This is a genomic window from Burkholderia stagnalis (assembly GCF_039848545.1).
In the GTDB taxonomy this organism is placed as follows: Bacteria; Pseudomonadota; Gammaproteobacteria; order Burkholderiales; family Burkholderiaceae; genus Burkholderia; species Burkholderia stagnalis.
In genome coordinates this window covers 2716557-2740065 of the sequence record NZ_CP156686.1, presented here as the reverse complement: position 1 = coordinate 2740065, position 23509 = coordinate 2716557, and the positions used below count along the sequence as shown (strand labels likewise).

Genomic DNA, 23509 nt, shown 5'->3' with positions numbered 1-23509 from the left:
TGTAGTACATTGACCTTTTATGCCTGTCTTCTCACGTCCCCAGACTTTCGTATCTGATTTAAAACGTTGGCGCCCGAATGGTGCTAGCGCGGAGGCAGGCCAATCATCGTGAGGGAAGCTGGGTGAGCATTAAAGGTATTCTGTTCGATGCATACGGCACGCTTTGCGACATTCGCGACAAGCGGCGGCCATTTGCGAAGCTGGTCCAAGCGAGCCCGGATCGCCAACGTGCGCGCGATCTCGTCATGACGCGACCGTTCGATCTGCGTGAAGCCGCACGCGAATTTGACGTGGATGGTGTGGATCTGGATGTGCTGGAAGACGATCTGGCTGCCGAACTCGCCAGTATCGAACTCTTCGAGGAAGTATCCGAAGTGCTCAAGCATCTGCGTGCCGGCGGCCTTCGGCTCGGCGTGGTTTCCAATCTGGCCCAGCCCTATGCCGAGCCGCTGCTGCGACTATTGCCGTTCGACCTCGACGCCTATGCATGGTCGTTTTCGGTGGGCTCCCTGAAGCCGGATTCGGCCATATTCACCGCGGCATTGGACATGCTCGATTTGTCGCCCGACGAGATCTTGATGGTTGGCGATACTTTCGACGCAGACTACGAAGGCGCCCGGAAATCCGGCATGCATGCATTGCATTTGGATCGCGAGGGTGTGTCCGAGCGGCCAGTGCCGACGATCATGACGTTGCGCAAGCTGACCGACTATGCGCCGGGATAGCCTGGGTTAGCGTCAGTGCTCGCACGCACCCCGGATCACTCCATCAACCCCCGCCAGCGAACCATGCTGTGGTTCGTCGCTGCGCAACCGGCTACGTCGGCATAACGGCCGACGACGTCAAAGCGGTACCGGCCGCACGCTTACACGTTCGGCGCAACGCAACGGGCACGGCCCGCATGCGTATCTGAAGGATCTCCTCCCCACACGACTGCCGGCTCACCGGCTTACCGGGCCAACGGCATTGCTGCCTCCGCGCCGGCAGCAGGCCGGCCCCGTCATGTCGCCCGAAGCATCGGGACGGATTCGCTGCGCGTCTTTCTTACAAATAGCCTTAAGTTTGATACTATGGCGCGACTATTCGTATGCTGAATGTATTTATTCTGTATGGGTCGAATTGAGGGAGCGACGCGGGGATGATGGTGCTGGCGCCTGGCGCGAACACGGCTTTGGGAGCGCCTCGATGCTCCTGGACGCTGGAATGCGCGAACACCTCGGCCTTCGGGGACTATGCTGCAGTCGCTCTACTCCCGGTCGACGACAAGCGTCAGCCCAAGGGAGATCCCGCCCTGTTCCAGGTCGAACAAGCCTGGATGGCATGGAGCGGCAGCCAGGAGAAAATCGGCTGCCGACTGGACCTTTCCGCCCTTCCGGCCGGCGCCGACCGTGTGTGCGTCGTCGTGTACACCTTCTCGGCCCTCGGCCCGGTGAGCGAACTCCGCTCCATTCGCCTGCAGGTCGACAACCAGGTCGAATTCAGCCTGAACCTCGCCGAAAATGGCGAATCGGCGATCATCATCGGCGAGTTCTACTGCCGCAACCAGCAATGGAAGTTCCGCGCGCTGGCCGAAGGCTCCGCCTACGGGCTCTCGGCCCTCGGCCGCAGGATCGGGCTGGCCATCGACGACGCCCATCCTGAGCGGCGCTCACGTTCCTCCGATGCATGCCGCGCCGCCAGCGGCACCGGCTTCGCCATCAGCGCGACGCACGTCCTCACCTGTGCGCATGTGATCGAGGACATGCAGGAAATCCACATCGCTTCCCTCGAGGGCCGACACCGCGCGGAGCCCGTGGTGGTGGACCGCCGGAACGACCTGGCGCTGCTGCGCGTGCAGGGGGCGCCGGCCTTCAAGCAGGTCTCCTTCCGGGACGGCACGGGCTGCGACCTCGGCGAGCAGGTGGTCGCCATGGGTTTCCCGCTGGCCGGCCTGACCGGCGGGGGCGTGCAGGTCACGCAGGGCGGCGTGTCCGCGCTGTTCGGCCTGCACAACGACGCGAGCCTGCTGCAGTTCACGGCCCCGATCCAGCCCGGGTCGAGCGGCAGTCCGCTGTTCGATACGTCCGGCGCGGTGGTGGGGATGGTCACCTCGACGGTCCCGGATGCCCAGAACATGAATTTCGCGGTGAAGGCCGGCCTCGCGCTTGCGTTCCTGGATGCGTGCGGCGTGGTCGCCTCCCGAACCCCGTCGGGCCAGACCTTCACCACCGCCCAGATATCCCGTGAGGCCCAGCCGAGTCTATGGCGCGTCGAGGCGCGCAACCCATAGAAGCACGTCGACTTGAATCCCGAGGAAGCGGCGTCGGGGTTGCCCCCTCGCGCCACGCTAGGAAGCAGTTATGGAAAGCCATGTCGTACCCGTGTCCCTCCGCGCACAGCTCATGCGGGGCCTGCTCGAAGTCAACGTCGACGACGCCGTCCTGCCGCCGTCCGACCTGTTCGGCTTCGCGGAGCGCCGTAACCCGAAGCGGGCCTTCCTGTTCGTGTCGAAGGTGCTGGGCCGGCACATACCGGTGTGCCCGTCCGTCATGTCCGCCAGCTTCGAGGGCCTGGCGGCGGAGATCCCGGCGGACCTGCCCGGCCCGGTGCTCGTGATCGGCATGGCGGAAACCGCCGTCGGGCTCGGCGCCGGCGTGCACCGCGCGCTCGGCGCAACCCGGCCCGATACCGTCTACCTGGTCAGCACCCGTCATCCGCTCGGCACCGAACTCTTCGCGCGATTCGAGGAGGAGCATAGCCACGCCAGCGCCCATCTGATCCACCTGCCGGTCGACTCCGAGGTTCGGGAGATGATGCTGCAGGCCAGGTCGCTGGTGCTGGTGGACGATGAAGCGTCCACCGGCAAGACCTTCGTCAACCTGCATCGCGCGCTGGTGGATGCCGGGCTGACGAAAATCGAGCGGGTCGTCACCTGCGTGCTGACCGACTGGTCCGCGGGGGCCGTTGGAAAAGCCATCGGCGAATCGGCCACGTCGGTCTCGCTGATGCAGGGTTCCTACCGGTTCCATGAAGACCCGGGCGCGCCGCTGCCGGACATGCCGGACGTGGGCGCGGTGTCCGTCGGCGAATGGCGGCTCTCGCCCCTGAACGACTGGGGGCGCCTGGGCGTGCGCAACGTGGAAGACACCCTCGCGCCGGATCTTCAGGTCGCGCCGGGCGAGAAGATCATCGTGATCGGCACCGGCGAATTCGTGTGGCGGCCGTTCCTGCTGGCGGAGCGCCTGAAGCGCGCGGGCGCGGACGTCCACTTCAGCGCCACCACCCGTTCCCCCATCGCGCTCGGCCATGCCATCGAGCATGTGCTGTCCTTCCCGGACAACTACGGCCTAGGCATCCCGAACTTCCTCTACAACGTGAAGCCCGGCCAGTTCGACCGGGTACTGGTCTGCACCGAAACGCCCGCGCAGGCGCTGCCCGCAGCGCTGGTCGAGGCCCTCGGCGCGGAGGTCATCGTCGATGGGCAGTAAGCGTCCGCTGGTGCTCGTCGATCTCGACGACACCCTGTTCCAGACCGCGCGCAAGATGCCGGACGGCACGCCGCGCATTCCGGCGACCGTGGATGTCCACGGCGAGCCCAACGGCTACATGACTCCGGTGCAGCAGGCCTTCATCGGCTGGCTGCTGGCGTCGGCCGACGTCGTTCCCGTCACCGCGCGCAGCGTCGAGGCCTACCGCCGCGTGAAGCTGCCGTTCACGCACGGCGCGGTCTGCTCGCACGGGGGCGTGATCCTGCACGCGGACGGCACGCTCGACCAGGGCTGGCACGGCCGGATGGCGGAAGCCCTCGAGGCTTTCCAGGATCGCCTGCCGGCGCTGTGCGACGCCACGCTGCAGATCGGCGCGGCGCTGGGCTTCTCGCTTCGCGGCTGGGTTGCGGCGGAGCATGGGCTGCGCCACTACGTGGTGACCAAGCACAACGAATCCGACGACGCCGCGCTCGCCGCCGTGCTTGCCGAAGTCCAGGCCCGCGGGCTGCTGGAAGGCATGCACATCCACGCGAACGGCAACAACCTCGCCTTCCTGCCCGACGGGCTGGCCAAGCGCGTGGCCGCACAGGAATGGCTGCGCCGCGACCGCGAGCTCAACGGCGAACGGCCGGTGCTGGGCCTGGGCGACAGCATCACCGACCTCGGTTTCATGGATCTCTGCCACATGTGGGCCACGCCGGCCCGGAGCCAGCTGGCGAAGGCCGCGGAGGGGCTGATCCATGCGTGATCCGTTCGCATCCCTCATCACCGCCGGCAGTGGCAGCTATGCCGCGGGCGATGTGCATGTCCTCCTGCAACCGATGCACATGCAAGCGACGGACGTGCAGGAGAAGGAGCGCCTGATCCAGACGAACCGCAAGCACTACTCGGAGATGATCAGCACGGAGCACGCGCCCACCGGGCTGCACAAGCACCTCTACGCGCATGCGCTGGCGCAGAACGGCGCGCGCATGGCCGCCGACGTGCAATCGCTGGCGCTGGCGTTGAATGCGGCCTGCACGGGCCCGGGCATCGCGCTCGTTTCCTTCGTTCGCGCCGGGCTGCCGCTGGGCGTCCTGCTGCGCCGCGCACTGGCCGCGATGGGGCGCGACGTCCGCCACTACGGCGTCAGCATCATCCGCGACCGCGGCATCGACACGGTCGCCCTCGAAGCGATCATCCGTCTGCACGGCGCCGCGAACATCGTGTTCGTGGATGGCTGGACCGGCAAAGGCGCGATTGCCGGCGAGCTCGAGCGGACGCTCGGCGCCGACGAACGCTTCCCGGGTTCGCCACGCCTCGTCGTGCTGGCCGACCCGTGCGGCCGCGCCTGGCTGGCCGCCTCGGCCGAGGACTGGGTGATTCCGTCCGGCGTTCTCGGCGCCACCGTATCGGGCCTGATATCGCGTTCGATCTGGCCGGCACAAGGCGGCCTGCACGGCTGCGTGATCTACGACCACCTGCACGCGCACGACGTCACCCGCGCATTCATCGAGCAGATCGAGACCGAGCGCGGCGCGTTGGGCGAGGTGCCGCAGGCCGCGCCGTGGAGCGCCGATCAGCGCCGCACGCTTCAGGCCGAAGCGGACAGCGTGGTGCATGCGCTGGCGGCGCGCTTCGAGATCGCCAACCTGAACCGAGTGAAGCCCGGCATCGCCGAGGCAACGCGCGCCGTCCTTCGCCGCGTGCCGGACCACGTGCTGGTTCGCGATCGCGGCGACGGCGACGTGCAGCTGCTGATGCATCTCGCCGAGCGCGCCGGCGTGAGCGTCGAAGAGACTGGATCGGACCTGGGCCCGTATCGCGCAGTGACCATCATCCGGGGCGTGAACCGATGAAAGTCATTTCGCCGTTCGCGCTCGGCGCGACCCTGTACATGCCGGCCACCCGCGGCGACATGCTGGACATGGTCTTCGGCAGCAAGCTCCCCGAGCTGCGCTCGCTCGTGGTGTGCCTGGAGGACGCCGTGGCGGAGATCGACGTCGAGCACGCACTGGTGAACCTGCAGGCGCTTCTCACGCGGATCGACGCGCGCGGCGGGCGCCCCGTGGACGGCCCGCTGCTGTTCGTCCGGCCCCGCGACGCGGAGATGGGCGCGGTGCTGAACGACTGGCCGCTGATGAAGCACGTGGACGGTTTCGTGGTGCCGAAGCTGACCTTGAACAGCCTGCGCCGCTGGGAGCGGGCGGTCGACAACCCGGACCTGCTCCTCATGCCCACGCTCGAGACGGCCGACGTCTACAACCCGGGGGCGATGGTGGAGCTGGGCCAGGCGCTGAAAGCCAGCCTGAACGAACGCATCCTTGCGCTGCGGATCGGCGGCAACGACCTCATGGGATGCCTCGGGCTGCGCCGCCATCCGGCCAGGACGCTGTACGACACCCCGATGAGTTATGTGATCCCGATGCTGGCCGGCGTGATGGGCGCGCAGGGTTTTTCGCTGACCGCGCCGGTATTCGAGCAGCTCGCCACGCCGGCGCTGCTGACCGCCGAACTGGAGCTGGATATCGCCCACGGCCTGGTGGGCAAGACAGCCATTCACCCGCGCCAGATCAGCCTCATCCAGGACACGCTGCGCGTCAGCCTGGAGGATCTCAACACCGCCAGGCTGATCGTCGACCGGGATGCGCGGGCCGTGTTCAAGCACAACGACGCGATGTGCGAACCGGCCACGCATCACAAGTGGGCGACCCACATCCTCGAGCGCGCCAAATGGCTTGGGGTGAAGCCCGCCGAAGCCGCCGGCGGCGAGCCCAACATCCGCCTGGCGGAGGTCAGCTGATGCGCATCGGGACGCGCGATCGGGCGGTACCCGCAGTTCAAGAAAACCGGGAGCGAGAGGCGAACCCTGGCCGCTCAATCCCGACGGAACACTGAAGATCAACAAGGAGCGAAATCATGGCACTCACCCTGAGCAAGAACCAGAGCATCTCGCTGGAGAAAACGGCCGGCACCGGCTTGAGCAACGTCAGCCTGGGCCTGGGCTGGGACCCCGTGAAGACCGGCGGCTTCCTCTCCAAGCTGCTGGGCGGCGGCAACGACTCGATCGACCTCGATGCATCGTGCATCGTCCTCGATGGCGAGTTCGCGCCGATCGATGTCGTGTGGTTCCGCCAGCTTGCGTCGAAGGACGGTTCGATCGAACACTCCGGCGACAACCTGACCGGTGACGGCGACGGCGACGACGAAACCATCTCCGTGAACCTGCAGCGCCTGCCGGCCCTGGCGAAGCATCTGGTCTTCACCGTGAACAGCTTTCGCGGCCAGACCTTCGACCAGGTCGAAAACGCCTACTGCCGCATCGTGAACGAATCCGGCAACAAGGAACTCGCGCGCTTCAACCTCGCGGAGAAAGGCCGCCATACCGGCGTGGTGATGGCCAGCCTGAGCCGCGGGAGCAGCGGCTGGGAGTTCAAGGCGATCGGCCAGTCGACCAACGGCCGCACCGCGGAAGACCTCGTCAACCTGGCCATTCAGGCGGTGCGCGCATGACCACGCTGCTTCCTGGCGGCAACGCGCCGGTCGCCACCGGCCAACTTCGCGTCGACATCACCTACGCGCCGATTCCGGGCGCCGATATCGACATCTCCGCATTCGCGCTGACCGCCACGGGCAAGGTCCGTGGCGACGGCGACATGTGCTTCTACGGGCAGACCGGCATCCTGGGCGGCGCGGTCGAGCTGACCGGCAGCGCGGCAGGCCGCGCCACGTTCACGCTGGACCTCGGCCGCGTCGACCCCGCGATCGAGAAGGTTGCGTTGACCGCGACCATCTACGAGAACAAGGCTGCGTTCGACCGCGTGTCGACACTGGCGCTGGCCGTCACCGGCGGCATCGAGGCGCAGATTCCGACGCAGGGCATGACCGAGACGGCGCTGATCCTCGGCGAGTTCTATCGCCGCCAGGGTGCGTGGAAGTTCCGCTGCGTCGGTCAAGGCTTCGCGGGCGGGCTGGAGCCGCTGGCGAAGCACTTCGGCGTCGACGTTGCCGCGCCGGCACCGGCGTCTGCGCCGACGCCCGCACCGGCTGCCGCGCCGGCTCCGGCACCCGTTCCTCCGGCCCCGCCGAAACCGACGGTCAGCCTGAGCAAGGTCACGCTCGACAAGACCCGCTCCAGCATCAGCCTCGACAAGCCCGCGGCCGGCTTCGGCGAGATCAAGGTGAACCTGAACTGGAACCGCGGCAGCAGCAGCGGCGGCGGCGGCCTGCTGGGCGGCCTGTTCGGCAAGGGCAATAGCAACGCGGTCGACCTCGACGTCGGCTGCCTGTTCGAGCTGCAGGATGGCTACAAGGGCGTCGTCCAGGCGCTCGGCAACAGCTTCGGCGACCTGAACGACGAGCCCTACATCCAGCTCATGGGTGACGACCGCACCGGCTCCGTCGCGGGCGGCGAGTGGCTGCACATCAACGGCCGGCAGTGGAGCGAGATCAAGCGGATTCTGGTGTTCGCCTTCATCTACGACGGCGCTCCCAACTGGAAGGCGACCGACGGCGTGGTGACCATTTTCGTGCCCGGCCAGCCCGAGATCGAGGTGCGGCTGAACGAGGAGGGCGGCCGCCACGGCATGTGCGCGATCGCGCTGCTTGAAAACGCGGGCGGCGCCGTCAAGGTCACCCGCCGCATCGATTTCCACCGTGGGCATGACGATATGGACCGTGCCTACGGATGGGGGATGCGCTGGCGCGCCGGCTCCAAATAACGACCTGTCCGGCGGGGCCGAGGGGCTCCGCCCAACGAGGAGGAAACCATGCTCGAGTGGCTGAAAACCAACGCGGCGAAAGCGCGCGAAACCTTGACGACGGAAGTCGCCAAGTTCAAGAACCGGACCTTCATGGAAGCGGTGGCCAATGGCTGCGCGCTCATCGCCGCGGCCGACGGCGTGATCCAGTCGGAGGAGAAGATGAAGATGGTCGGCTTCATCAACAACTCCCCGGAGCTCAAGGTCTTCAACCTGAACGATGTGATCAAGGTTTTCACCGATGCCTGCGCGAAGTTCGAATTCGACTTCCAGATCGGCCAGGCCGAAGCTCTGAAGGCCATCAACAAGATCAAGGGCAAGGACGGCGAAGCGCGCCTGCTGGTACGGGTGTGCATCGCCATCGGCGGCTCGGACGGCAACTTCGACGACAAGGAAAAGGCTGCCTGCCGCCTGATCTGCCGGGAGCTTGGCCTGAACCCGGCGGACTTCGAACTCTGAGCATTGAACCGGAAGCGGCGCACCGCTTCCCCCGCGGCATCGGCCGAAAAATAGTTATCCGTAGCAACCACAAGGAGCTGTACTCATGGCACTGACTCTTCAAAAAGGCGGCAACCTCTCCCTGTCCAAAGAGGCTCCGGGCCTGACCAGGATCCTGGTCGGCCTGGGCTGGGACCCGCGCGCCACCGACGGCACCGAGTTCGACCTGGACGCCAGCGCCTTCCTGCTGGGCGCCGGCGGCAAAGTGCGCGGCGAAGCCGACTTCATCTTCTACAACCAGCTCAAGAGCCCGGACGGCTCCGTCGAGCACACCGGCGACAACCGCACCGGCGCCGGCGACGGCGACGACGAAGTCATCAAGGTCGACCTGAGCCGCGTGCCGGCCGATATCGAGAAGATCGCTTTCACCGTCACCATTCACGACGCCGATGCGCGCAAGCAGAACTTCGGGCAGGTTGGCAACTCGTTCATCCGCATCGTCAACGAGACCAACAGCGCCGAAATCGTGCGCTACGACCTCGCCGAAGACGCGTCGATCGAAACCGCGATGATCTTCGCCGAGCTGTATCGCCACAACAACGAATGGAAGTTCCGCGCTGTCGGCCAGGGCTACGCGGGCGGCCTGCGCGCGCTGGCCAACGGCTACGGCATGAGCTTCTGATACTTCCGATCGCTTCACTCAACTGAACAAGGAATCGCACCATGGCTGTGAGTCTGTCCAAAGGCGGTAACGTCTCCCTGACGAAAGAGGCCCCGGGCCTGAGCGAAGTGCTGGTGGGCCTCGGCTGGGACCCGCGCGTCACCGACGGCACCGAGTTCGACCTCGATGCGTCCATCTTCGTCACCGGCGAGAGCGGCAAGGTCCTGAGCGACGCCGGTTTCATCTTCTACAACAACAAGAAGTCCGCCGACGGCTCCGTCGAGCACCTGGGCGACAACCGCTCGGGCCAGGGCGACGGCGATGACGAGCAAGTCGTCGTCAAGCTGACCGGCCTCGCGGCCGACGTGAAGAAGCTCGTGTTCGCGGTGACGATCCACGAAGCCGAAAGCCGCAAGCAGTCGTTCGGGCAAGTCTCGAACGCGTTCATCCGCGTGGTGAACAAGGCCGACGGCAAGGAAATCGCCCGCTACGACCTGTCCGAAGATGCGTCGACCGAGACGGCGATGATCTTCGGCGAGCTGTACCGTCACAACGACGAGTTCAAGTTCAAGGCGATCGGCCAGGGTTTCGCCGGCGGCCTGAAGCCGCTGGCCGAAGCGCACGGCGTGAACATCGGCTGACGACAGCGGATGGAGCAAGCCCCGGTGGCCGGGGCTGAGGGGGCCGAGTTCCGCATTGCGCGGGGCTCGGCCCTTTTTGCATCTAGTTGCCCGCGTTGCGCCGATACAGGCTGAGCGCGACGGCCAACCCCGCCAGCATGCCGGCGCAGCCGCGATCGAGCCACTGCAGCGCGCGCCCGAGCAGCGCTTTCATCGCGTGATGGCCGCCGATCGCGTACACGCTCATCAGCGCGATGTCGATCAGCGCGGTCAGGATCGCGAGCGTGACGTACTGCGGCGTGACGTCGGCCCGAGCCTGGATGAATGGCGGCAGGAAGGCCGAGAAGAACAGCAGGCCCTTGGGATGCGAGAGTGCGACCAGGACTCACCGCAACTGCACGGCCGCGAGAAACAGCACCATGCTGCCGATCGCGGCATCGAGCACGCGCCACGCCGTCGCACGGCGGAACCACGGCGCGAGCAGCCGCGCGCCGTACCCGAGGCCGAGGAACCACACGACGCTGACCGCCATCGCGCCGATCGCGAACGCGAGCCGCGCGCCTTCCGGCTCGCGTGCGCCGGCCGTGCCGATCAGCAGGAACGTGTCGAGATACACGTGCGGGTTGAGCCACGTGAACGCGAGCGTCATCAGCACGATCGAGAGCCCGCTCTGCGGCGGCGGCGCGACGGCATCGCCGCGCACGTCGAGCGTCGCGTGCCCCGGCTTCAACGCGCGCCGCAGCGCGCTCAAGCCGAACCATGCGAGGTACGCGAGGCCGACGTACAGCACCGCATGGACGAACGTCGGATAGCGTTCGACGAGCACCGATGCGCCGCCGACGCCCGCGCCGATCAGGATCATGTCGGACAGCGCGCAGAGCAGCACGATCTTGCCGACATGCGCGCGCATGATGCCCTGGCGCAGCACGAATGCGTTCTGTGCGCCGATGGTGACGATGAGGGACGCGCACAACGCGGCGCCGTGGGAAAAAGCGAGCCAGTTCATGGTGGATGCCAGCAGTAGACGGATGAATCGAGTGGCGCTAGTCTGCGGTGTTCGCTAGGCTAAGAAAAGCTAAATCCTCTAATGCTGATTAAGGAAATCTGATGCTCGACTACGCATTGCTCGATGCCCTCGCGGCGGTGATCCGGCACGGCTCGTTCGAACGCGCGGCGAAGGCGCTGAACGTCACGCCGTCGGCGGTGTCGCAGCGGGTGAAGCTGCTCGAGGAGCGCGTCGGCAGCGTGCTCGTGAAGCGCGGGCAGCCGTGTGTCGCGACGGCGTCGGGCGCGCTGCTGTGCCGTCATACCGAACGCGTGCAACTGCTCGAAGCCGAGTTGTCCGGGCGGCTGCCCGCCCTGCCGGGGGCGCTGTCGGCCGACTGGCCGAGGCTGCGCGTCGCGGTAAACGACGACAGCGTCGCGACGTGGTTCATCGACGCGGTCGCGCCGTTCTGCGCGGAGCGCGAGACGCTGCTCGACCTCGTGATCGACGACCAGGACTACACGGCGTCGCGAATCCGGGACGGCAGCGTGCAGGGCGCGGTGACTGCACAGGCGGAGCCGATCCAGGGCTGCCGTTCGACGCGGCTCGGGCGCATCCGGTATCGCGCCGTGTGTTCGCCCGAATTTCACGCGCGCTATTTCGGCGCGGGCGTGACCCGCGATGCGCTGCGTCGCGCGCCATGCGTGATGTTCAATTCGAAGGATGGCTTGCAGGCGCGCTTCATCCGGCGCGTGACGCGCGCGGATCTCGAGCCGCCGCAGCACTGGATACCGCACGTCGCCGGGTATTTGCGCGCATGCGAAACGGGGCTGGGATGGGGGATGTGTCCGGACCGGATGGTCGATCGCCAGCTGGCGGCGGGAGAACTGGTCGACATGTCGGCGGGGCGGACCGTCGACATCGACTTGTACTGGCAGAGCTGGCGCCTGTCGATCGGCTGGCTCGACGATTTCAGCGCGATGCTGAAGGCGCGCGCGGCGCAGTTTCTGGATTGATCGTTGCACGACGCGCGATGCGTCACGCAACGTGGCCGGACACGCGCGCCGGTTTCGGCGTCAGATTTGACGCAGGCCGTCGAAATCGACGATGTGTACGTGGCGGCCGTGCATTTCGATCAGGCCGCGCTTCTGGAACTTCGACAGCGTGCGGCTGACCGTTTCGAGCGTCATGCCGAGGAAGCTGCCGATGTCTTCGCGCGTCATCCGCAGGTTGAATTCGGTCGGCGAATAGCCGCGCTTCAGGTAGCGCGACGAAATGTCGAGCAGGAACGCGGCGACCCGTTCCTCGGCGTTCAGCGAACCGAGCAGCATCGCTTGCGACGTCTCGCGCATGATCTGCTCGCTCATCAGCTTGTGCATGCGCAGCTGCATCGAGCCGGCTTCGGAGCACAGCGACTTGAGCGCGCTGTACGGAATCACGCAGACGGAGCTGTCTTCGAGCGCGACCGCGGTGCGCGGATGCGCGTCGTCGCAAATGCCGTCGAGGCCGAGCGCTTCGCCGGCGAGGTGCAGACCGGTGACCTGCTCGCGGCCGTCGTGGCGCGTCGCGACCGTCTTCAGCGAACCGGAGCGCACGGCATACAGGTTGTCGAAGGCATCGCCTTCGCGGAACAGCGCTTCACCGCGTTTGACTGCGCGTGCGACGCAGATGACCGACTCGAGGCGGCTGAGCGCTTCGGGTGCCAGGCCCTGCGGCATGCACAAATGCCGCATCGCGCACGACGAGCAGTGCGCTGCCTGGCGGGGAGCCCAGCTGCCTGCGTGGGGCGCGGCGGCTTGGCGTGTGGCGACGGGCGTCAGCATGATCGTTTACTCCGGCGTTAAATCGACCAGATCATTGTCCCACCGCAACTTGCCGCTGTCGGGTGACAAAACGTCGCGATTCGCCGCACCCGCCGCGCGATGCTCAGCCTGGCTGTGTGTCGGCATGCGCGGCCGCCGGAATCAGCAGCACGGGCAGCGACGCATGCCGCACGCATTGCTCGGCGATGCTGCCGAGCACGAGCCGGCGGAAGCCGCGGCGGCCGTGCGTGCCGAGCACGAGCAGGTCGGCGCCGAACGCGCTCGCGGCTTCGAGGATCAGCGACGAGACGTCCGCAATCGACGACGCTTCGCCGAGCTTGGTTTCGCCCTTCACGCCGACGGCCTGCATGCTTTGCGTGAATTCCTTCGCGAGATCGTTGCCCTGCTCGAGGAGCTGGTCGCGCAGCAACGAAGGATCGTAGCCGGGCACGTTGTAGTAGATCGCGGCGTTCTCGACGACGTAGAACGGCTGCAACTCCGCGCCGTGCGATTGCGCGAGTGCGAGCGCGGCATCGAACGCGTGGCGGGAAGTGTCGCTGCCGTCGACGGCAACCAGAATACGCTTGTACATAGTGTCTCCGAGATGCGGGTGGAAAGGGAGCTGGCCGGATGGCCAGTTGAACGGTGCGCTGCTGCGAGGCAGAGTAGACGAATGTCGGCGACCTTGCAGCGCGGTGGCGCTCCGCTCGCAATCCGGTTCGCGGCCCGTCGGCCCGGTGCCTGCGCAACGAGCGGGCCGGCCAAGCGCCTGCATCGTCATTGAAGCGCAATCGGCGGCGAGGGTCGTGACACCGATCAAACGATGTGCGGATCAGGCGTGTGCGGGCGTACGGGCCGCCGGCTGGTTTCGGCATCGGGTTCGATGCTCGACGATGCAGAACGTCTGCTTGCGCGGACACCGCCGTCATCGCGGCTCATGTCCGCGTGCGATGACTGTGTGTGCTTCACCATGGTGCGTCGATCGGGTCGGCCATCTGCGATCGAAGGCGAAGCCGGCGCGACGTGCGATGCGTTCGAGACGTGCCGCGCGCCGCTTCGCAAACGACCAAACGACAGCTTAAAACGCTTGAGCTAACGCGGCGCCGGCGTCAGTTCGATCACCCGCTCAGGCCGGCGTGCGTGGCCGGGCCAGTGCCCGCCTCCATGCATCCGGTGCACCGCGCCGAGCGTTTCGCCGCCGACCGGCAGCGGCGCGTCGAAGCCTTTCTCGATCATCACGTAGCCTGCGCGCAGCGCGAGCGCAAGATGGTTGCCGTCCGGCCTGCTGTCGTATCCGGCGAAGCCGTCGCCGGATTCGGGCATGGCGTTGTCGAGCGACGCATTGCTCGTCGTGACCTGATCGGGTGAGATCGGTTCGCCGCGCGCGAGGCGCGCCGCTTCGCGGTTCTTGCCGTCGGTGTCGACGGTGCTGTCGTGGGTATCGTCGTTGTACAGCTCGATGCTGCGCGGATGTGCGGCGCGCATTTGTGCAGACGATTCCATCGCGAATCTCCTGGCGGCGAAGCGCTCCGGATCGAAGCAAGTCCCGTTCCGGGCACGACGGGAAAAGGCGCGCGGGCGGCCGCCGCAGCCGTGTCGCGCGCGCTGATTTGTCATGATTTATTTCAGCTAGAAGATGCGTTTTCTACAGAGTATGATTCTTTTCCGATGAAGCGGCGACAGGGGACGAAGGATGGCCGCTTCCGCCCATACCAGGGCGCCGCAACACCCTTAACACACGGGTAGTTAACAAGAAAGCAAGGGACTTGAGGTGGCGGACTCATGCAAGCGAATACTGCCTTCACACATCGCGGATATCTGTTGAATTGCGCGCCTGCGCGCGCCAGTGACGGTTCGTTCAAGCCCTACGTCGTGATCTCGCGATCGAGCGACGGGGAGCTTGTCGCCAACCGTTTCTTTCCATCGGAGCTTCAGTTCCATGACGAAGGTTCGGCGATCGCGCATGCCCGCGACTGGGCGGTGCGCTGGATCGACGCGAGCAGCGTCACGATCTGACGCCGGCGGCCGCTGCCGACGTTGGCCATCCGGCCGACCCTCCGGGGGCGGCTCGCGGGCGAAAAACGCGGTAATCTAACCAAACCGTCACTTTTATTTGCGGCCGTGCGCAGTCAGCGCGGGGCTGCCGCTTTTGCATATGTCGAAATCGCCTGCCCGTCACTGGGGCCTCGAAGAAATCGTTGCCGGCTTGCGCGAGTCGCGTGAGGAACTGCATCGCACCCGCCATCCGCGCGGCATCCGTGAACTGCCGTCCCGGGATGCGATATGCAAGATCGTCACCGGCCTGCGCGCGTCGATGTTCCCGACACATTACGGTGCGCCGGACCTGACCGACGAAAGCGTCGACTATTACGTCGGCCATACGCTGGAGAGCACACTGCGCGTGCTGTCCGAGCAGATCCGCCGCGCGTTGACGTTCCTGCCCGAGCATGTGGATACACCGCCTGCCGAACTCGAGGAACGCGCGTTCGACATCGCGCGCGAATTCGGCAAGCAGTTGCCGGCGATTCGCGCGCTGCTCGTCAGCGACATCCAGGCTGCCTACGCAGGCGACCCGGCCGCGCAGCACATCACGGAAATCCTGCTGTGCTACCCGGGCGTGCTGGCGATGATGCACCACCGGCTTGCGCATGCGCTGCATCGTCTCGGCGTGCCGCTGCTCGCGCGCTTCATCAACGAGATCGCACATTCGGCCACCGGCATCGACATCCACCCGGGCGCGCAAATCGGGCCGAGCTTCTTCATCGATCACGGCACCGGCGTGGTGATCGGCGAGACGGCGATCATCGGCGAGCGCGTGCGCGTCTACCAGGCCGTCACGCTCGGCGCGAAGAGTTTCCCGGCCGACGGCGACGGCGCGCTCGTGAAGGGCAATGCGCGTCACCCGATCGTCGAGGACGACGTGGTGATCTACGCGGGCGCGACGATTCTCGGCCGCGTGACGATCGGGCGCGGCTCGGTGATCGGCGGCAACGTGTGGCTCACGCACAGCGTGCCGCCGGGCACCAGCGTCGCGCAGAGCAAGGCGCGCGAAGGCGATCGGGCCGAGCGGCCGTAACGGCGTGGGAAGGGCGGCGCGGGCCGGCGTCGAACGGTGCGCAGCCCGTGCGACGCCGGTCTCTCGATGGTGTTTGCGTCAGGGCTTGCCGGCCGGCGAACGGTGCTTGTACAGCACGTCCTGATCGACGCGGATCAGGTTCTGTCCCGCGTCGACCACGAAATCCACGCCGTTGTACGCGCTGCCCGTCAGCAGCAGGATCGCGCGCGCGACGTCATCGGGCCCGGCGATGCGCGCAAGCGGCGTCGACGCGCGGCTCGCGTGTTCGAAATCGGCCTGGGTCTGGTCGTCGCTCGGCAGCATCAGGCCCGGGAACACCGCGTTCACGCGCAGCACCGGCGCGGCCGACAGCGCGAGCATCTGCGTCAGGTTGCCGAGCGCGGCCTTCGCGACCGTGTAGCTGAAGTGGTCGCGATGGAAGTTTTCCTTGATCTTCTGGTCGATCACGTTCACGACCACGCCCTGCGTGCCGGCTGCGCGCGCCCGTTCGTAGAATGCGCGCGTGAGCAGGATCGGCGCGCGGCAATTGACGGCCCAGGCCTGGTCGAACGCGGCGAGGTCGAAGCCCGGGAAGTGGTCCTGCCAGAACACCGATGCGTTGTTGATCAGCACGTCGAGGCGGCCGAAGCGCGCGTAGACGTCGCCGATCAGCGCGTCGACCTGCGCGGCGTCGGACAGGTCCGCCCGTAGCGCCGCCGAATCGGTCCCGCGCGCGGCGATCGCATCGGCGGCCGCGTGTGCCGCGTCGGCCGACCGGTCGAAGTGGATCGCGGTGCGGTAGCCCTGCGCAGCGAAAAACTCGGCGAATGCGCGCCCGGCCCGGCGCGCGGCGCCGGTCACGAGCACCACGGGCGCATCTGCCGCTTGCTTCGTCGACGCCATTTACGTATTCGTCAGGTTCACGGAGGACGGGTTCGCGACGATCGACAGGAATTCGCGTCGCGTCGATGGATCGGTGCGGAACGTGCCGAGCATGCGCGACGTGACCATCTCGACGCCCGGCTTGTGAATGCCGCGCGTCGAGATGCACTGGTGCGCGGCTTCGAGGATCACGCCGACGCCTTTCGGCTGCAGCACGTCGAACAGCGTGTCGGCGATCTGCACGGTCATCTTTTCCTGGATCTGCAGGCGCTTCGCGAACGCATCGACGAGCCGCGCGAGCTTCGAGATGCCGACGACTCGGTGATTCGGCAGATACGCGACGTGCGCGCGGCCGATGATCGGCACCATGTGGTGCTCGCAGTAGCTCTCGAAGCGGATGTCCTTCAGCACGATCATCTCGTCGTAGCCGTCGACCTCGCTGAACGTGCGCGCGAGGATGTCGCGCGGTTCGATCGCATAGCCGGCGAAGAACTCCTCGTACGCGCGCACGACGCGCGCGGGCGTGTCGACGAGGCCTTCGCGCGCCGGATCGTCGCCGGCCCAGCGCAGCAGCACGCGGACAGCTTCCTCGGCCTCCGAACGGCTCGGCCGGGATGCGGCCGGTTCGGGCCGCGAGGATTTCTTACCCATGTATTCGCTCCATCGAGGACGGCCGCCTGCGGCGGCGCAATGGGGAGCATTGTTTCATGCTTTCGGCGCTCGTGCGTCACGAGGCGGCGCCGCGCCCGCTCACTTCGGCCACTCGTCCTGCTCGTCGTTGAACAGCGACGCGACGACGCCGCGCAGCCACGCGGTGCGCGGATCGTTGTGGAACTTGCGATGCCAGTGCTGCTTCAGGTCGAAGCGCGGCAGCGACAGCGGCGGCTCGACCGGCGTGATGAACGCGTGCTCGGCCGCATACGCGTAGCCGATCGCGTGCGGCACCGTCGCGATCAGGTCGGTGCGGCTCAGGATGAACGGCAGGCTCATGAAGTGCGGCGTCTCGAGCACCGCGCGGCGATGCATCCGCTGCTTCGCGAGGTATTTCTCGAGCACTTCCTGGCTGCGTCCTTCCGCGCGCACCACCGCATGGCCGCACGCGAGAAACTGCTCGACCGTGAACGGCCGCGCCCGTTCGAGCGGATGGCCGCGCCGCATCAGGCACACGAAGCGGTGCGTGAACAGCCGCTGCTGGAAGAAGTTGTTGCCGTCGAGATCGGGGAAGTAGCCGACCGCGAGATCGAGCGAACCGGCTTCGAGGCCGCGCCCGACTTCATCGTGCGAGAGCGACACCGAGCGCAGGTTCGCATGCGGCGCGCGCGCCGAGAACGCCTGCAGCAGCTTCGGCAGGAACACGATCTCGCCGACGTCCGACAGCGCGATCGAGAACGTATACGTGCTCGCCGCCGGATCGAAATCGTGCGGCGCGACGAGGCCGCGCTCGATCTGCGCGAGCGCGTCGCGCGCGGCGGGCAGCAGCGCCTGCGCGCGCGGCGTCGGCTCCATGCCGCGCGACGTGCGCACGAACAGCGGGTCGCCGAAGTATTCGCGCAGGCGGCCGAGCGCGGCGCTCACGCGCGGCTGGCTCACGCCGAGCAGGTCGCCGGCGCGGCTCACGTTGCGCGCGTCGTCGAGCGCGACGAGGTAGGGAATCAGGTTCAGATCGAGCGTTTCCATCACGACACCAATATTCGCGAAACGTATACAACTTATCTCCTGAATCGCGTTGCCGCATAGTCGGGAAAGCGCTGAAATTCGTTTCACTATTCGAATCAATGTTCAGCTTTGCATGGGACCGGGGTAAGCGCTGAAGCGCTAACTCCGGTCGACAAGGAGACAAACATGCGTACCCAAGTCGCGATCATCGGCGCCGGTCCGTCCGGCCTTCTGCTTTCCCATTTGCTGCGCCTGCAAGGCGTCGATTCCATCCTCGTCGAAGCGCGTTCGCGGGAGTACTGCGAGAACCGCATTCGCGCCGGCGTGCTGGAGCAGGGCACCGTCGACACGCTGAACGAAGCCGGCCTCGGCGACCGGATGCGCCGCGAAGGGCTCGAACATCACGGCATCGAGCTGCTGTTCGGCGGCCAGCGCCACCGCATCGACCTGACCGGGCTCACCGGCGGGCGCGCGATCACCGTCTACAGCCAGCACGAAGTGGTGCGCGACCTGATCGCGGCCGGCGTCGAGCATGGCCATCAAATGCACTTCGAAGTGAGCGACGTCGCGGTGCACGACGTCGACGGCGACCAGCCGTTCGTCACGTTCAAGCACGCGGACGGCCGCGCGGAGCGCATCGACTGCGACTACATCGCCGGCTGCGACGGCTTTCACGGCATCGCGCGGCAGGCCATTCCCGCCGAACGGCAGCGCACGTTCGAGCGCGTCTACCCGTATGCGTGGCTCGGCATCCTCGCCGATGCGGCGCCGTCGCTCGACGAACTCGTGTATGCACACCACGAACGCGGCTTCGCGCTCTTCTCGATGCGCTCGCCCACCGTCACGCGGCTCTACCTGCAATGCAAGCCGGACGAGAACCTCGACGAATGGTCCGATGCGCGGATCTGGGACGAGATGCATACGCGTTTCTCGAACGACACGGGCTGGACGCCGGCCGAGGGCCGCATCACGCAGAAGAGCGTGACGCCGATGCGCAGCTTCGTGTCCGAGACGATGCAGTACGGCCGCCTGTTCCTCGCGGGCGACGCCGCGCACATCGTGCCGCCGACGGGCGCGAAGGGGATGAACCTCGCGGTGGCCGACGTCCGCGTGCTGGCCCGCGCGCTCGGCGCGCGCTACCGCCGCGGCGACACGGCGCGGCTCGACGCGTATTCGGCAACCTGCCTCGAACGCGTGTGGCGCGCCGAGCATTTCTCGTACTTCATGACGAACATGCTGCACCCGTCCGCGGACGACACGCCGTTCGTCAATCGCCTGAAAGTGGCCGAACTGAAGTACGTGACGCGCTCCCGGGCCGCCGCGCAGGCGCTCGCCGAGAACTACGTCGGGCTGCCGTTCGACGACGACGCGGCCCCCGAGGGAACCCGCCTTGACAACGCGCTGTGCACGACTCTATGATCGGCCATCGTTCGCTAATCGAATCTAGGTTCGCTTAGCGAACATTCGCCGGGTCCGGATACGGGTCCGGCGCGGCACGCGAGACGCGCGTGTTCCCTCGACAGGCCGCGCATCGTGCCGCGGGTACGTATCAGGAAGAGACATGGTCAACAAGATTTTCGAATCGCTTCAGTCGGCGGTCGCCGACGTTCACGACGGCGCGACGATCATGATCGGCGGCTTCGGCACGGCCGGCATGCCGTCCGAGCTGATCGACACGCTGATCGAGCAGGGCGCGCGCGACCTGACGATCGTCAACAACAACGCGGGCAACGGCGAGATCGGCCTTGCGGCGCTGCTGAAGGCGAAGCGCGTGCGCAAGATCATCTGTTCGTTTCCGCGCCAGAGCGATTCGCAGGTGTTCGACGCGCTGTACCGTGCGGGCGAGCTCGAGCTGGAGCTCGTGCCGCAGGGCAACCTCGCGGAGCGCATCCGCGCGGCGGGCGCGGGCATCGGCGGCTTCTTCACGCCGACCGGCTTCGGCACGAAGCTGGCCGAAGGCAAGGAGACGCGCGTGATCGACGGCAAGCAGTATGTGTTCGAGACGCCCATCCACGCCGATTTCGCGCTCGTGAAGGCGTACAAGGGCGATCGCTGGGGCAACCTCGTGTATCGCAAGACCGCGCGCAACTTCGGGCCGATCATGGCCAGCGCCGCGAAGGTCGCGATCGTCCAGGTGTCGGAAGTCGTGCCGCTTGGCGCGCTGAACCCGGAACACATCGTGACGCCGGGCATCTTCGTGCAGCGCGTCGTCGAAGTGCCGCAGGCCACGCATGCGGCCGAGCTGGCCGCCGAACGTGCCGCATCCCAAGCCGCCTGACCGTCGGAGGAAAATCCAGATGAAACGACTGACCCGCGATGAAATGGCCAAGCGCGTCGCCCAGGACATTCCCGAAGGCGCGTACGTGAACCTCGGCATCGGCGTGCCGACGCTGGTGGCGAACCACCTCGACCCGAGCAAGGAAATCTTCCTGCACAGCGAGAACGGCCTGCTCGGCATGGGCCCGGCGCCCGCGCCCGGCGAGGAAGACGACGAGCTGATCAACGCCGGCAAGCAGCACGTGACGCTGCTCACCGGCGGCGCCTATTTCCACCATGCCGATTCGTTCGCGATGATGCGCGGCGGCCATCTCGACTACTGCGTGCTCGGCGCGTTCCAGGTGTCCGCGAGCGGCGACCTCGCGAACTGGCACACCGGCGCGCCCGACGCGATTCCGGCCGTCGGCGGCGCGATGGATCTCGCGATCGGCGCGAAGCAGGTGTTCGTGATGATGGAGCACCTGACCAAGCAGGGTGAGAGCAAGATCGTCGCGCAGTGTTCGTATCCGGTCACGGGCGTGCAGTGCGTGAGCCGCATCTATACGGATCTGGCCGTGCTCGACGTGACGCGCGACGGCCTCGCGGTGACCGAGATCTTCACCGACCTGTCGTTCGACGCGTTGCAGAAGCTGACCGGTGTGCCGCTGATCGATGCAACGCAGAAGGTTGCCGCCTGAACCGGGCGCAGCCGGCGTGCGCACCGAAGCGCACGCCGGCGCGCTTCGGTGGACAATAAGCGCACCCTGTTTCCCGACCTGACGCCATGCTCGAAGACAGCGCCCGCCTGACCTCCCTCATCTGCGGCACCGAGCCGCTCAACCGGATCTGGTCGCCCCGTGCGACCGTCCAGCGCATGCTCGACGTCGAGGCGGCGCTCGCGCGTGCGCTGGCCGCGCAGCAGGTGATTCCCGCCGCCGCCGTCGCGCCGATCGAGCGCGCGTGCCGGGCCGACCAGCTCGATGCCGACGCGCTCGCGCGCGACGCCGCGCTCGGCGGCAACCTCGCGATTCCGCTCGTCAAGCAGCTGACCGCGCGCGTGAAAGCCGACGACCCCGAGGCCGCGAAGTTCGTGCACTGGGGCGCGACGAGCCAGGACATCATCGATACCGCCACCGTTTTGCAGCTCCGCGACACGCTCGACGTGCTCGAACCGATGCTCGAAACGGCCTGCGCATCGCTCGCCGCGCTGGCGCGCGCGCATCGCGCGACGCCGACGATCGGCCGCACGTGGCTGCAGCAGGCGCTGCCGATCACGCTCGGCCTGAAGTTCGCGCAATGGCTCGATGCGCTGCTGCGCCACCGCGCACGGTTCGCCGAATTGCGCGCGCGGGCGCTGGTGCTGCAGTTCGGCGGCGCGGCGGGCACGCTCGCGAGCCTGCGCGAGCACGCGCGCGGCGTGTCTGCGGCGCTCGCCGGCGACCTGACGCTCGCGCTGCCCGCGGTGCCGTGGCATACGCAGCGCGACCGCATCGCGGAGGCCGCGTCGTGCTTCGGCATGCTGACCGGCACGCTCGGCAAGATCGCGCGCGACGTGTCGCTGCAGATGCAGACCGAAGTCGGCGAACTCGGCGAACCGGCCGCGGCCGGCAAGGGCGGCTCGTCGACGATGCCGCACAAGCGCAACCCGGTCGGCTGCGCGGCCGTGCTGACCGCCGCGGTGCGCGCGCCGGGCCTCGTCGCGACGGTGTTCGCGGGGATGGTCCAGGAGCACGAGCGCGCGCTCGGCGGCTGGCAGGCCGAATGGGACGCGCTGCCGGACCTCGCGCGCCTGACCGGCGGCGCGCTCGCGCAGATCGCGCAGATCGTCGCGGGCCTCGACGTCGACACCGAACGCCTGGCTTCCAATCTCGGCCTGACGCGCGGCCTGATCCTCGGCGAAGCGGTGATGCTCGCGCTCGGCGACAAGATCGGCCGGCTCGATGCGCACCACGTCGTCGAGCACGCGTCGAAGGAAGCGGTGCGCACCGGCGCGACGCTGTTCGACGTGCTCGCCGCCGACGCCACCGTCTCCGCCCATCTGTCGCGCGACGCGCTGGCGCGTCTGCTCGATCCCGCTCATTACGTCGGCGAGGCGCAGGCCTTCGTCGATGCCGTGCTCGCGGCCTATGCGAGCCCGAACCCGCAAGGAGAACACTGATGCCTTTCGCCACTGTCAACGGCGTGCAACTGCATTACCGGATCGACCGCGCCGCGCGCGACGACGCGCCGTGGCTCGTCTTCTCGAACTCGCTCGGCGCCGACCTGCAGATGTGGGCGCCGCAGATCCGCCCGCTCGCGCAGCATTTCAACATCCTGCGCTACGACACGCGCGGCCACGGCCATTCCGCCGCGCCGGCCGGCTCGTACACGATCGACCAGCTCGCGGGCGACGTGATCGGCCTGCTCGATCACGTCGGCATCGCGCGCGCGCATTTCTGCGGGATCTCGATGGGCGGCCTGACGGGCGCGGCGCTCGCCGCGCGCTTCCCGTCGCGGATCGGCCGCGCGGTGCTCGCGAACACCGCCGCGAAGATCGGTTCGCCGGAAGTGTGGGCGCCGCGCGCGCAAAAGGCGCGCACCGAGGGGATGCTGGCACTCGCCGATGCGGTGCTGCCGCGCTGGTTCACGAACGCGTTCTTCGAGCGCGAGCCGCGCCTCGTCGACGCGATCCGCGACACGTTCGTGCACACCGACAAGGACGGCTACGCAGCGAATTGCGACGCGCTGAATGCCGCGGACTTGCGCGAGGAAGTGAAGGGCATCGCGCTGCCGGTGCTCGTCGTGACGGGCGCGCACGACCTGTCGACGCCGCCGGACCAGGGCCGCGCGCTCGCGGCGGCGATTCCGGGCGCCAAACATGTCGAATTCGACGCCGCGCACATCTCGAACATCGAATGCACCGACGGCTTCAACCGTGCGCTGCTCGATTTCCTGACCGCCTGAGCCGA

General features: G+C 67.2%; 27 protein-coding genes. 19 read left to right on the top strand and 8 right to left on the bottom strand.

The features are described 5' to 3' along the window. Positions 1-122: 122 nt before the first annotated feature. The 11 genes from ABFO07_RS28945 to ABFO07_RS28895 all read left to right on the top strand — a co-directional run bounded on the left by ABFO07_RS28945 (position 123) and on the right by ABFO07_RS28895 (position 9946). Positions 123-725: an HAD family hydrolase gene (locus tag ABFO07_RS28945; RefSeq protein ID WP_060149566.1), complete on the top strand. Its 603-nt coding sequence runs from the start codon at positions 123-125 to the stop codon at positions 723-725. A gap of 413 nt (positions 726-1138) precedes the next feature. Then, positions 1139-2269, top strand: a complete 1131-nt coding sequence (locus ABFO07_RS28940; protein WP_347469119.1) for a trypsin-like peptidase domain-containing protein — start codon at positions 1139-1141, stop codon at positions 2267-2269. A 70-nt stretch (positions 2270-2339) separates the two neighbouring features. Beyond that, positions 2340-3467 (top strand): phosphoribosyltransferase domain-containing protein, encoded by a 1128-nt coding sequence (locus ABFO07_RS28935; protein ID WP_322235358.1) that lies wholly within the window; start codon positions 2340-2342, stop codon positions 3465-3467. Next, positions 3457-4215, top strand: coding sequence for a trehalose phosphatase (locus tag ABFO07_RS28930; protein ID WP_322235361.1), 759 nt, complete (start codon positions 3457-3459; stop codon positions 4213-4215). Before ABFO07_RS28935 ends, ABFO07_RS28930 begins: the two co-directional genes overlap by 11 nt. Further along, on the top strand, positions 4208-5305 hold the full coding sequence (locus ABFO07_RS28925; RefSeq protein WP_347469117.1) for a cysteine protease StiP family protein: 1098 nt from the start codon (positions 4208-4210) through the stop codon (positions 5303-5305). The genes ABFO07_RS28930 and ABFO07_RS28925 overlap by 8 nt, the downstream gene beginning before the upstream one ends. Continuing rightward, a complete protein-coding gene (locus tag ABFO07_RS28920; RefSeq protein WP_059882521.1) occupies positions 5302-6249 on the top strand; it encodes an HpcH/HpaI aldolase/citrate lyase family protein in 948 nt (315 codons plus the stop codon). The genes ABFO07_RS28925 and ABFO07_RS28920 overlap by 4 nt, the downstream gene beginning before the upstream one ends. 116 nt (positions 6250-6365) lie before the next feature. Beyond that, complete coding sequence (locus ABFO07_RS28915; protein ID WP_347469115.1) at positions 6366-6959, top strand: TerD family protein; 594 nt, start codon at positions 6366-6368, stop codon at positions 6957-6959. After that, complete coding sequence (locus ABFO07_RS28910) at positions 6956-8167, top strand: TerD family protein (RefSeq protein ID WP_347469114.1); 1212 nt, start codon at positions 6956-6958, stop codon at positions 8165-8167. The genes ABFO07_RS28915 and ABFO07_RS28910 overlap by 4 nt, the downstream gene beginning before the upstream one ends. A 48-nt stretch (positions 8168-8215) precedes the next feature. Beyond that, positions 8216-8665 (top strand): tellurite resistance TerB family protein, encoded by a 450-nt coding sequence (locus tag ABFO07_RS28905; protein WP_059882517.1) that lies wholly within the window; start codon positions 8216-8218, stop codon positions 8663-8665. Between the two features lie 85 nt (positions 8666-8750). Next, a complete protein-coding gene (locus tag ABFO07_RS28900; protein WP_060028492.1) occupies positions 8751-9326 on the top strand; it encodes a TerD family protein in 576 nt (191 codons plus the stop codon). 41 nt (positions 9327-9367) lie between these two features. Then, entirely contained in the window at positions 9368-9946 is a 579-nt protein-coding gene (locus ABFO07_RS28895; RefSeq protein ID WP_059564253.1) for a TerD family protein, read from the top strand. A gap of 82 nt (positions 9947-10028) precedes the next feature. Here the strand turns inward: ABFO07_RS28895 and ABFO07_RS28890 are convergent, their stop codons facing one another. Beyond that, positions 10029-10259 (bottom strand): hypothetical protein, encoded by a 231-nt coding sequence (locus tag ABFO07_RS28890; RefSeq protein ID WP_347469710.1) that lies wholly within the window; start codon positions 10257-10259, stop codon positions 10029-10031. A gap of 51 nt (positions 10260-10310) precedes the next feature. Further along, positions 10311-10931 (bottom strand): LysE/ArgO family amino acid transporter, encoded by a 621-nt coding sequence (locus ABFO07_RS28885; protein ID WP_059564254.1) that lies wholly within the window; start codon positions 10929-10931, stop codon positions 10311-10313. 101 nt (positions 10932-11032) lie between these two features. Here ABFO07_RS28885 and ABFO07_RS28880 point away from each other — a divergent pair, with 101 nt between their 5' ends. Further along, on the top strand, positions 11033-11926 hold the full coding sequence (locus tag ABFO07_RS28880) for a LysR family transcriptional regulator ArgP (RefSeq protein ID WP_059882515.1): 894 nt from the start codon (positions 11033-11035) through the stop codon (positions 11924-11926). Positions 11927-11986: 60 nt separating this feature from the next. Here ABFO07_RS28880 and fnr read toward each other — a convergent pair whose 3' ends face one another. From fnr to ABFO07_RS28865, 3 genes are all read right to left on the bottom strand, one after another. Continuing rightward, positions 11987-12733: a fumarate/nitrate reduction transcriptional regulator Fnr gene (gene fnr, locus ABFO07_RS28875; protein ID WP_059564256.1), complete on the bottom strand. Its 747-nt coding sequence runs from the start codon at positions 12731-12733 to the stop codon at positions 11987-11989. Positions 12734-12836: 103 nt separating this feature from the next. Further along, positions 12837-13304, bottom strand: a complete 468-nt coding sequence (locus ABFO07_RS28870) for a universal stress protein (RefSeq protein WP_059803004.1) — start codon at positions 13302-13304, stop codon at positions 12837-12839. Between the two features lie 500 nt (positions 13305-13804). Then, on the bottom strand, positions 13805-14215 hold the full coding sequence (locus tag ABFO07_RS28865) for a DUF3005 domain-containing protein (RefSeq protein ID WP_059882512.1): 411 nt from the start codon (positions 14213-14215) through the stop codon (positions 13805-13807). A 279-nt stretch (positions 14216-14494) separates the two neighbouring features. Here ABFO07_RS28865 and ABFO07_RS28860 point away from each other — a divergent pair, with 279 nt between their 5' ends. After that, on the top strand, positions 14495-14728 hold the full coding sequence (locus ABFO07_RS28860) for a hypothetical protein (RefSeq protein WP_081063185.1): 234 nt from the start codon (positions 14495-14497) through the stop codon (positions 14726-14728). Positions 14729-14867: 139 nt separating this feature from the next. Continuing rightward, positions 14868-15788, top strand: coding sequence for a serine O-acetyltransferase EpsC (epsC, locus tag ABFO07_RS28855; protein WP_059564259.1), 921 nt, complete (start codon positions 14868-14870; stop codon positions 15786-15788). 78 nt (positions 15789-15866) lie between these two features. Here epsC and ABFO07_RS28850 read toward each other — a convergent pair whose 3' ends face one another. The 3 genes from ABFO07_RS28850 to ABFO07_RS28840 form a co-directional block, all read right to left on the bottom strand. Next, on the bottom strand, positions 15867-16670 hold the full coding sequence (locus tag ABFO07_RS28850) for an SDR family oxidoreductase (protein ID WP_059922231.1): 804 nt from the start codon (positions 16668-16670) through the stop codon (positions 15867-15869). Then, a complete protein-coding gene (gene folE / locus ABFO07_RS28845; protein ID WP_026044351.1) occupies positions 16671-17300 on the bottom strand; it encodes a GTP cyclohydrolase I FolE in 630 nt (209 codons plus the stop codon). A gap of 99 nt (positions 17301-17399) precedes the next feature. Continuing rightward, positions 17400-18326, bottom strand: coding sequence for a LysR family transcriptional regulator (locus tag ABFO07_RS28840; RefSeq protein WP_059882508.1), 927 nt, complete (start codon positions 18324-18326; stop codon positions 17400-17402). Positions 18327-18491: 165 nt separating this feature from the next. Here ABFO07_RS28840 and pobA point away from each other — a divergent pair, with 165 nt between their 5' ends. From pobA to pcaD, 5 genes are all read left to right on the top strand, one after another. Continuing rightward, on the top strand, positions 18492-19724 hold the full coding sequence (gene pobA, locus ABFO07_RS28835; protein WP_059882506.1) for a 4-hydroxybenzoate 3-monooxygenase: 1233 nt from the start codon (positions 18492-18494) through the stop codon (positions 19722-19724). Positions 19725-19866: 142 nt separating this feature from the next. Next, on the top strand, positions 19867-20583 hold the full coding sequence (locus ABFO07_RS28830) for a 3-oxoacid CoA-transferase subunit A (RefSeq protein ID WP_060014405.1): 717 nt from the start codon (positions 19867-19869) through the stop codon (positions 20581-20583). A 19-nt stretch (positions 20584-20602) separates the two neighbouring features. Next, positions 20603-21259: a CoA transferase subunit B gene (locus ABFO07_RS28825; RefSeq protein ID WP_059922229.1), complete on the top strand. Its 657-nt coding sequence runs from the start codon at positions 20603-20605 to the stop codon at positions 21257-21259. An 86-nt stretch (positions 21260-21345) separates the two neighbouring features. Beyond that, on the top strand, positions 21346-22719 hold the full coding sequence (locus ABFO07_RS28820; protein ID WP_347469110.1) for a 3-carboxy-cis,cis-muconate cycloisomerase: 1374 nt from the start codon (positions 21346-21348) through the stop codon (positions 22717-22719). Continuing rightward, positions 22719-23504 carry a 3-oxoadipate enol-lactonase gene (gene pcaD / locus ABFO07_RS28815; protein WP_347469109.1) on the top strand — a complete coding sequence of 262 codons (786 nt, stop codon included), beginning with the start codon at positions 22719-22721 and terminating at the stop codon, positions 23502-23504. Before ABFO07_RS28820 ends, pcaD begins: the two co-directional genes overlap by 1 nt. Positions 23505-23509: the final 5 nt, after the last annotated feature.

Coding starts and splice junctions, on each gene's coding strand:
- ABFO07_RS28940 (WP_347469119.1), top strand. CDS start 1,139: ATGATGGTGCTGGCGCCTGGCGCGAACACGGCTTTGGGAGCGCCTCGA.
- ABFO07_RS28935 (WP_322235358.1), top strand. CDS start 2,340: ATGGAAAGCCATGTCGTACCCGTGTCCCTCCGCGCACAGCTCATGCGG.
- ABFO07_RS28930 (WP_322235361.1), top strand. CDS start 3,457: ATGGGCAGTAAGCGTCCGCTGGTGCTCGTCGATCTCGACGACACCCTG.
- ABFO07_RS28925 (WP_347469117.1), top strand. CDS start 4,208: ATGCGTGATCCGTTCGCATCCCTCATCACCGCCGGCAGTGGCAGCTAT.
- ABFO07_RS28920 (WP_059882521.1), top strand. CDS start 5,302: ATGAAAGTCATTTCGCCGTTCGCGCTCGGCGCGACCCTGTACATGCCG.
- ABFO07_RS28915 (WP_347469115.1), top strand. CDS start 6,366: ATGGCACTCACCCTGAGCAAGAACCAGAGCATCTCGCTGGAGAAAACG.
- ABFO07_RS28910 (WP_347469114.1), top strand. CDS start 6,956: ATGACCACGCTGCTTCCTGGCGGCAACGCGCCGGTCGCCACCGGCCAA.
- ABFO07_RS28905 (WP_059882517.1), top strand. CDS start 8,216: ATGCTCGAGTGGCTGAAAACCAACGCGGCGAAAGCGCGCGAAACCTTG.
- ABFO07_RS28900 (WP_060028492.1), top strand. CDS start 8,751: ATGGCACTGACTCTTCAAAAAGGCGGCAACCTCTCCCTGTCCAAAGAG.
- ABFO07_RS28895 (WP_059564253.1), top strand. CDS start 9,368: ATGGCTGTGAGTCTGTCCAAAGGCGGTAACGTCTCCCTGACGAAAGAG.
- ABFO07_RS28885 (WP_059564254.1), bottom strand. CDS start 10,931: ATGAACTGGCTCGCTTTTTCCCACGGCGCCGCGTTGTGCGCGTCCCTC.
- ABFO07_RS28880 (WP_059882515.1), top strand. CDS start 11,033: ATGCTCGACTACGCATTGCTCGATGCCCTCGCGGCGGTGATCCGGCAC.
- fnr (WP_059564256.1), bottom strand. CDS start 12,733: ATGCTGACGCCCGTCGCCACACGCCAAGCCGCCGCGCCCCACGCAGGC.
- ABFO07_RS28870 (WP_059803004.1), bottom strand. CDS start 13,304: ATGTACAAGCGTATTCTGGTTGCCGTCGACGGCAGCGACACTTCCCGC.
- ABFO07_RS28865 (WP_059882512.1), bottom strand. CDS start 14,215: ATGGAATCGTCTGCACAAATGCGCGCCGCACATCCGCGCAGCATCGAG.
- ABFO07_RS28860 (WP_081063185.1), top strand. CDS start 14,495: ATGCAAGCGAATACTGCCTTCACACATCGCGGATATCTGTTGAATTGC.
- epsC (WP_059564259.1), top strand. CDS start 14,868: ATGTCGAAATCGCCTGCCCGTCACTGGGGCCTCGAAGAAATCGTTGCC.
- ABFO07_RS28850 (WP_059922231.1), bottom strand. CDS start 16,670: ATGGCGTCGACGAAGCAAGCGGCAGATGCGCCCGTGGTGCTCGTGACC.
- folE (WP_026044351.1), bottom strand. CDS start 17,300: ATGGGTAAGAAATCCTCGCGGCCCGAACCGGCCGCATCCCGGCCGAGC.
- ABFO07_RS28840 (WP_059882508.1), bottom strand. CDS start 18,326: ATGGAAACGCTCGATCTGAACCTGATTCCCTACCTCGTCGCGCTCGAC.
- pobA (WP_059882506.1), top strand. CDS start 18,492: ATGCGTACCCAAGTCGCGATCATCGGCGCCGGTCCGTCCGGCCTTCTG.
- ABFO07_RS28830 (WP_060014405.1), top strand. CDS start 19,867: ATGGTCAACAAGATTTTCGAATCGCTTCAGTCGGCGGTCGCCGACGTT.
- ABFO07_RS28825 (WP_059922229.1), top strand. CDS start 20,603: ATGAAACGACTGACCCGCGATGAAATGGCCAAGCGCGTCGCCCAGGAC.
- ABFO07_RS28820 (WP_347469110.1), top strand. CDS start 21,346: ATGCTCGAAGACAGCGCCCGCCTGACCTCCCTCATCTGCGGCACCGAG.
- pcaD (WP_347469109.1), top strand. CDS start 22,719: ATGCCTTTCGCCACTGTCAACGGCGTGCAACTGCATTACCGGATCGAC.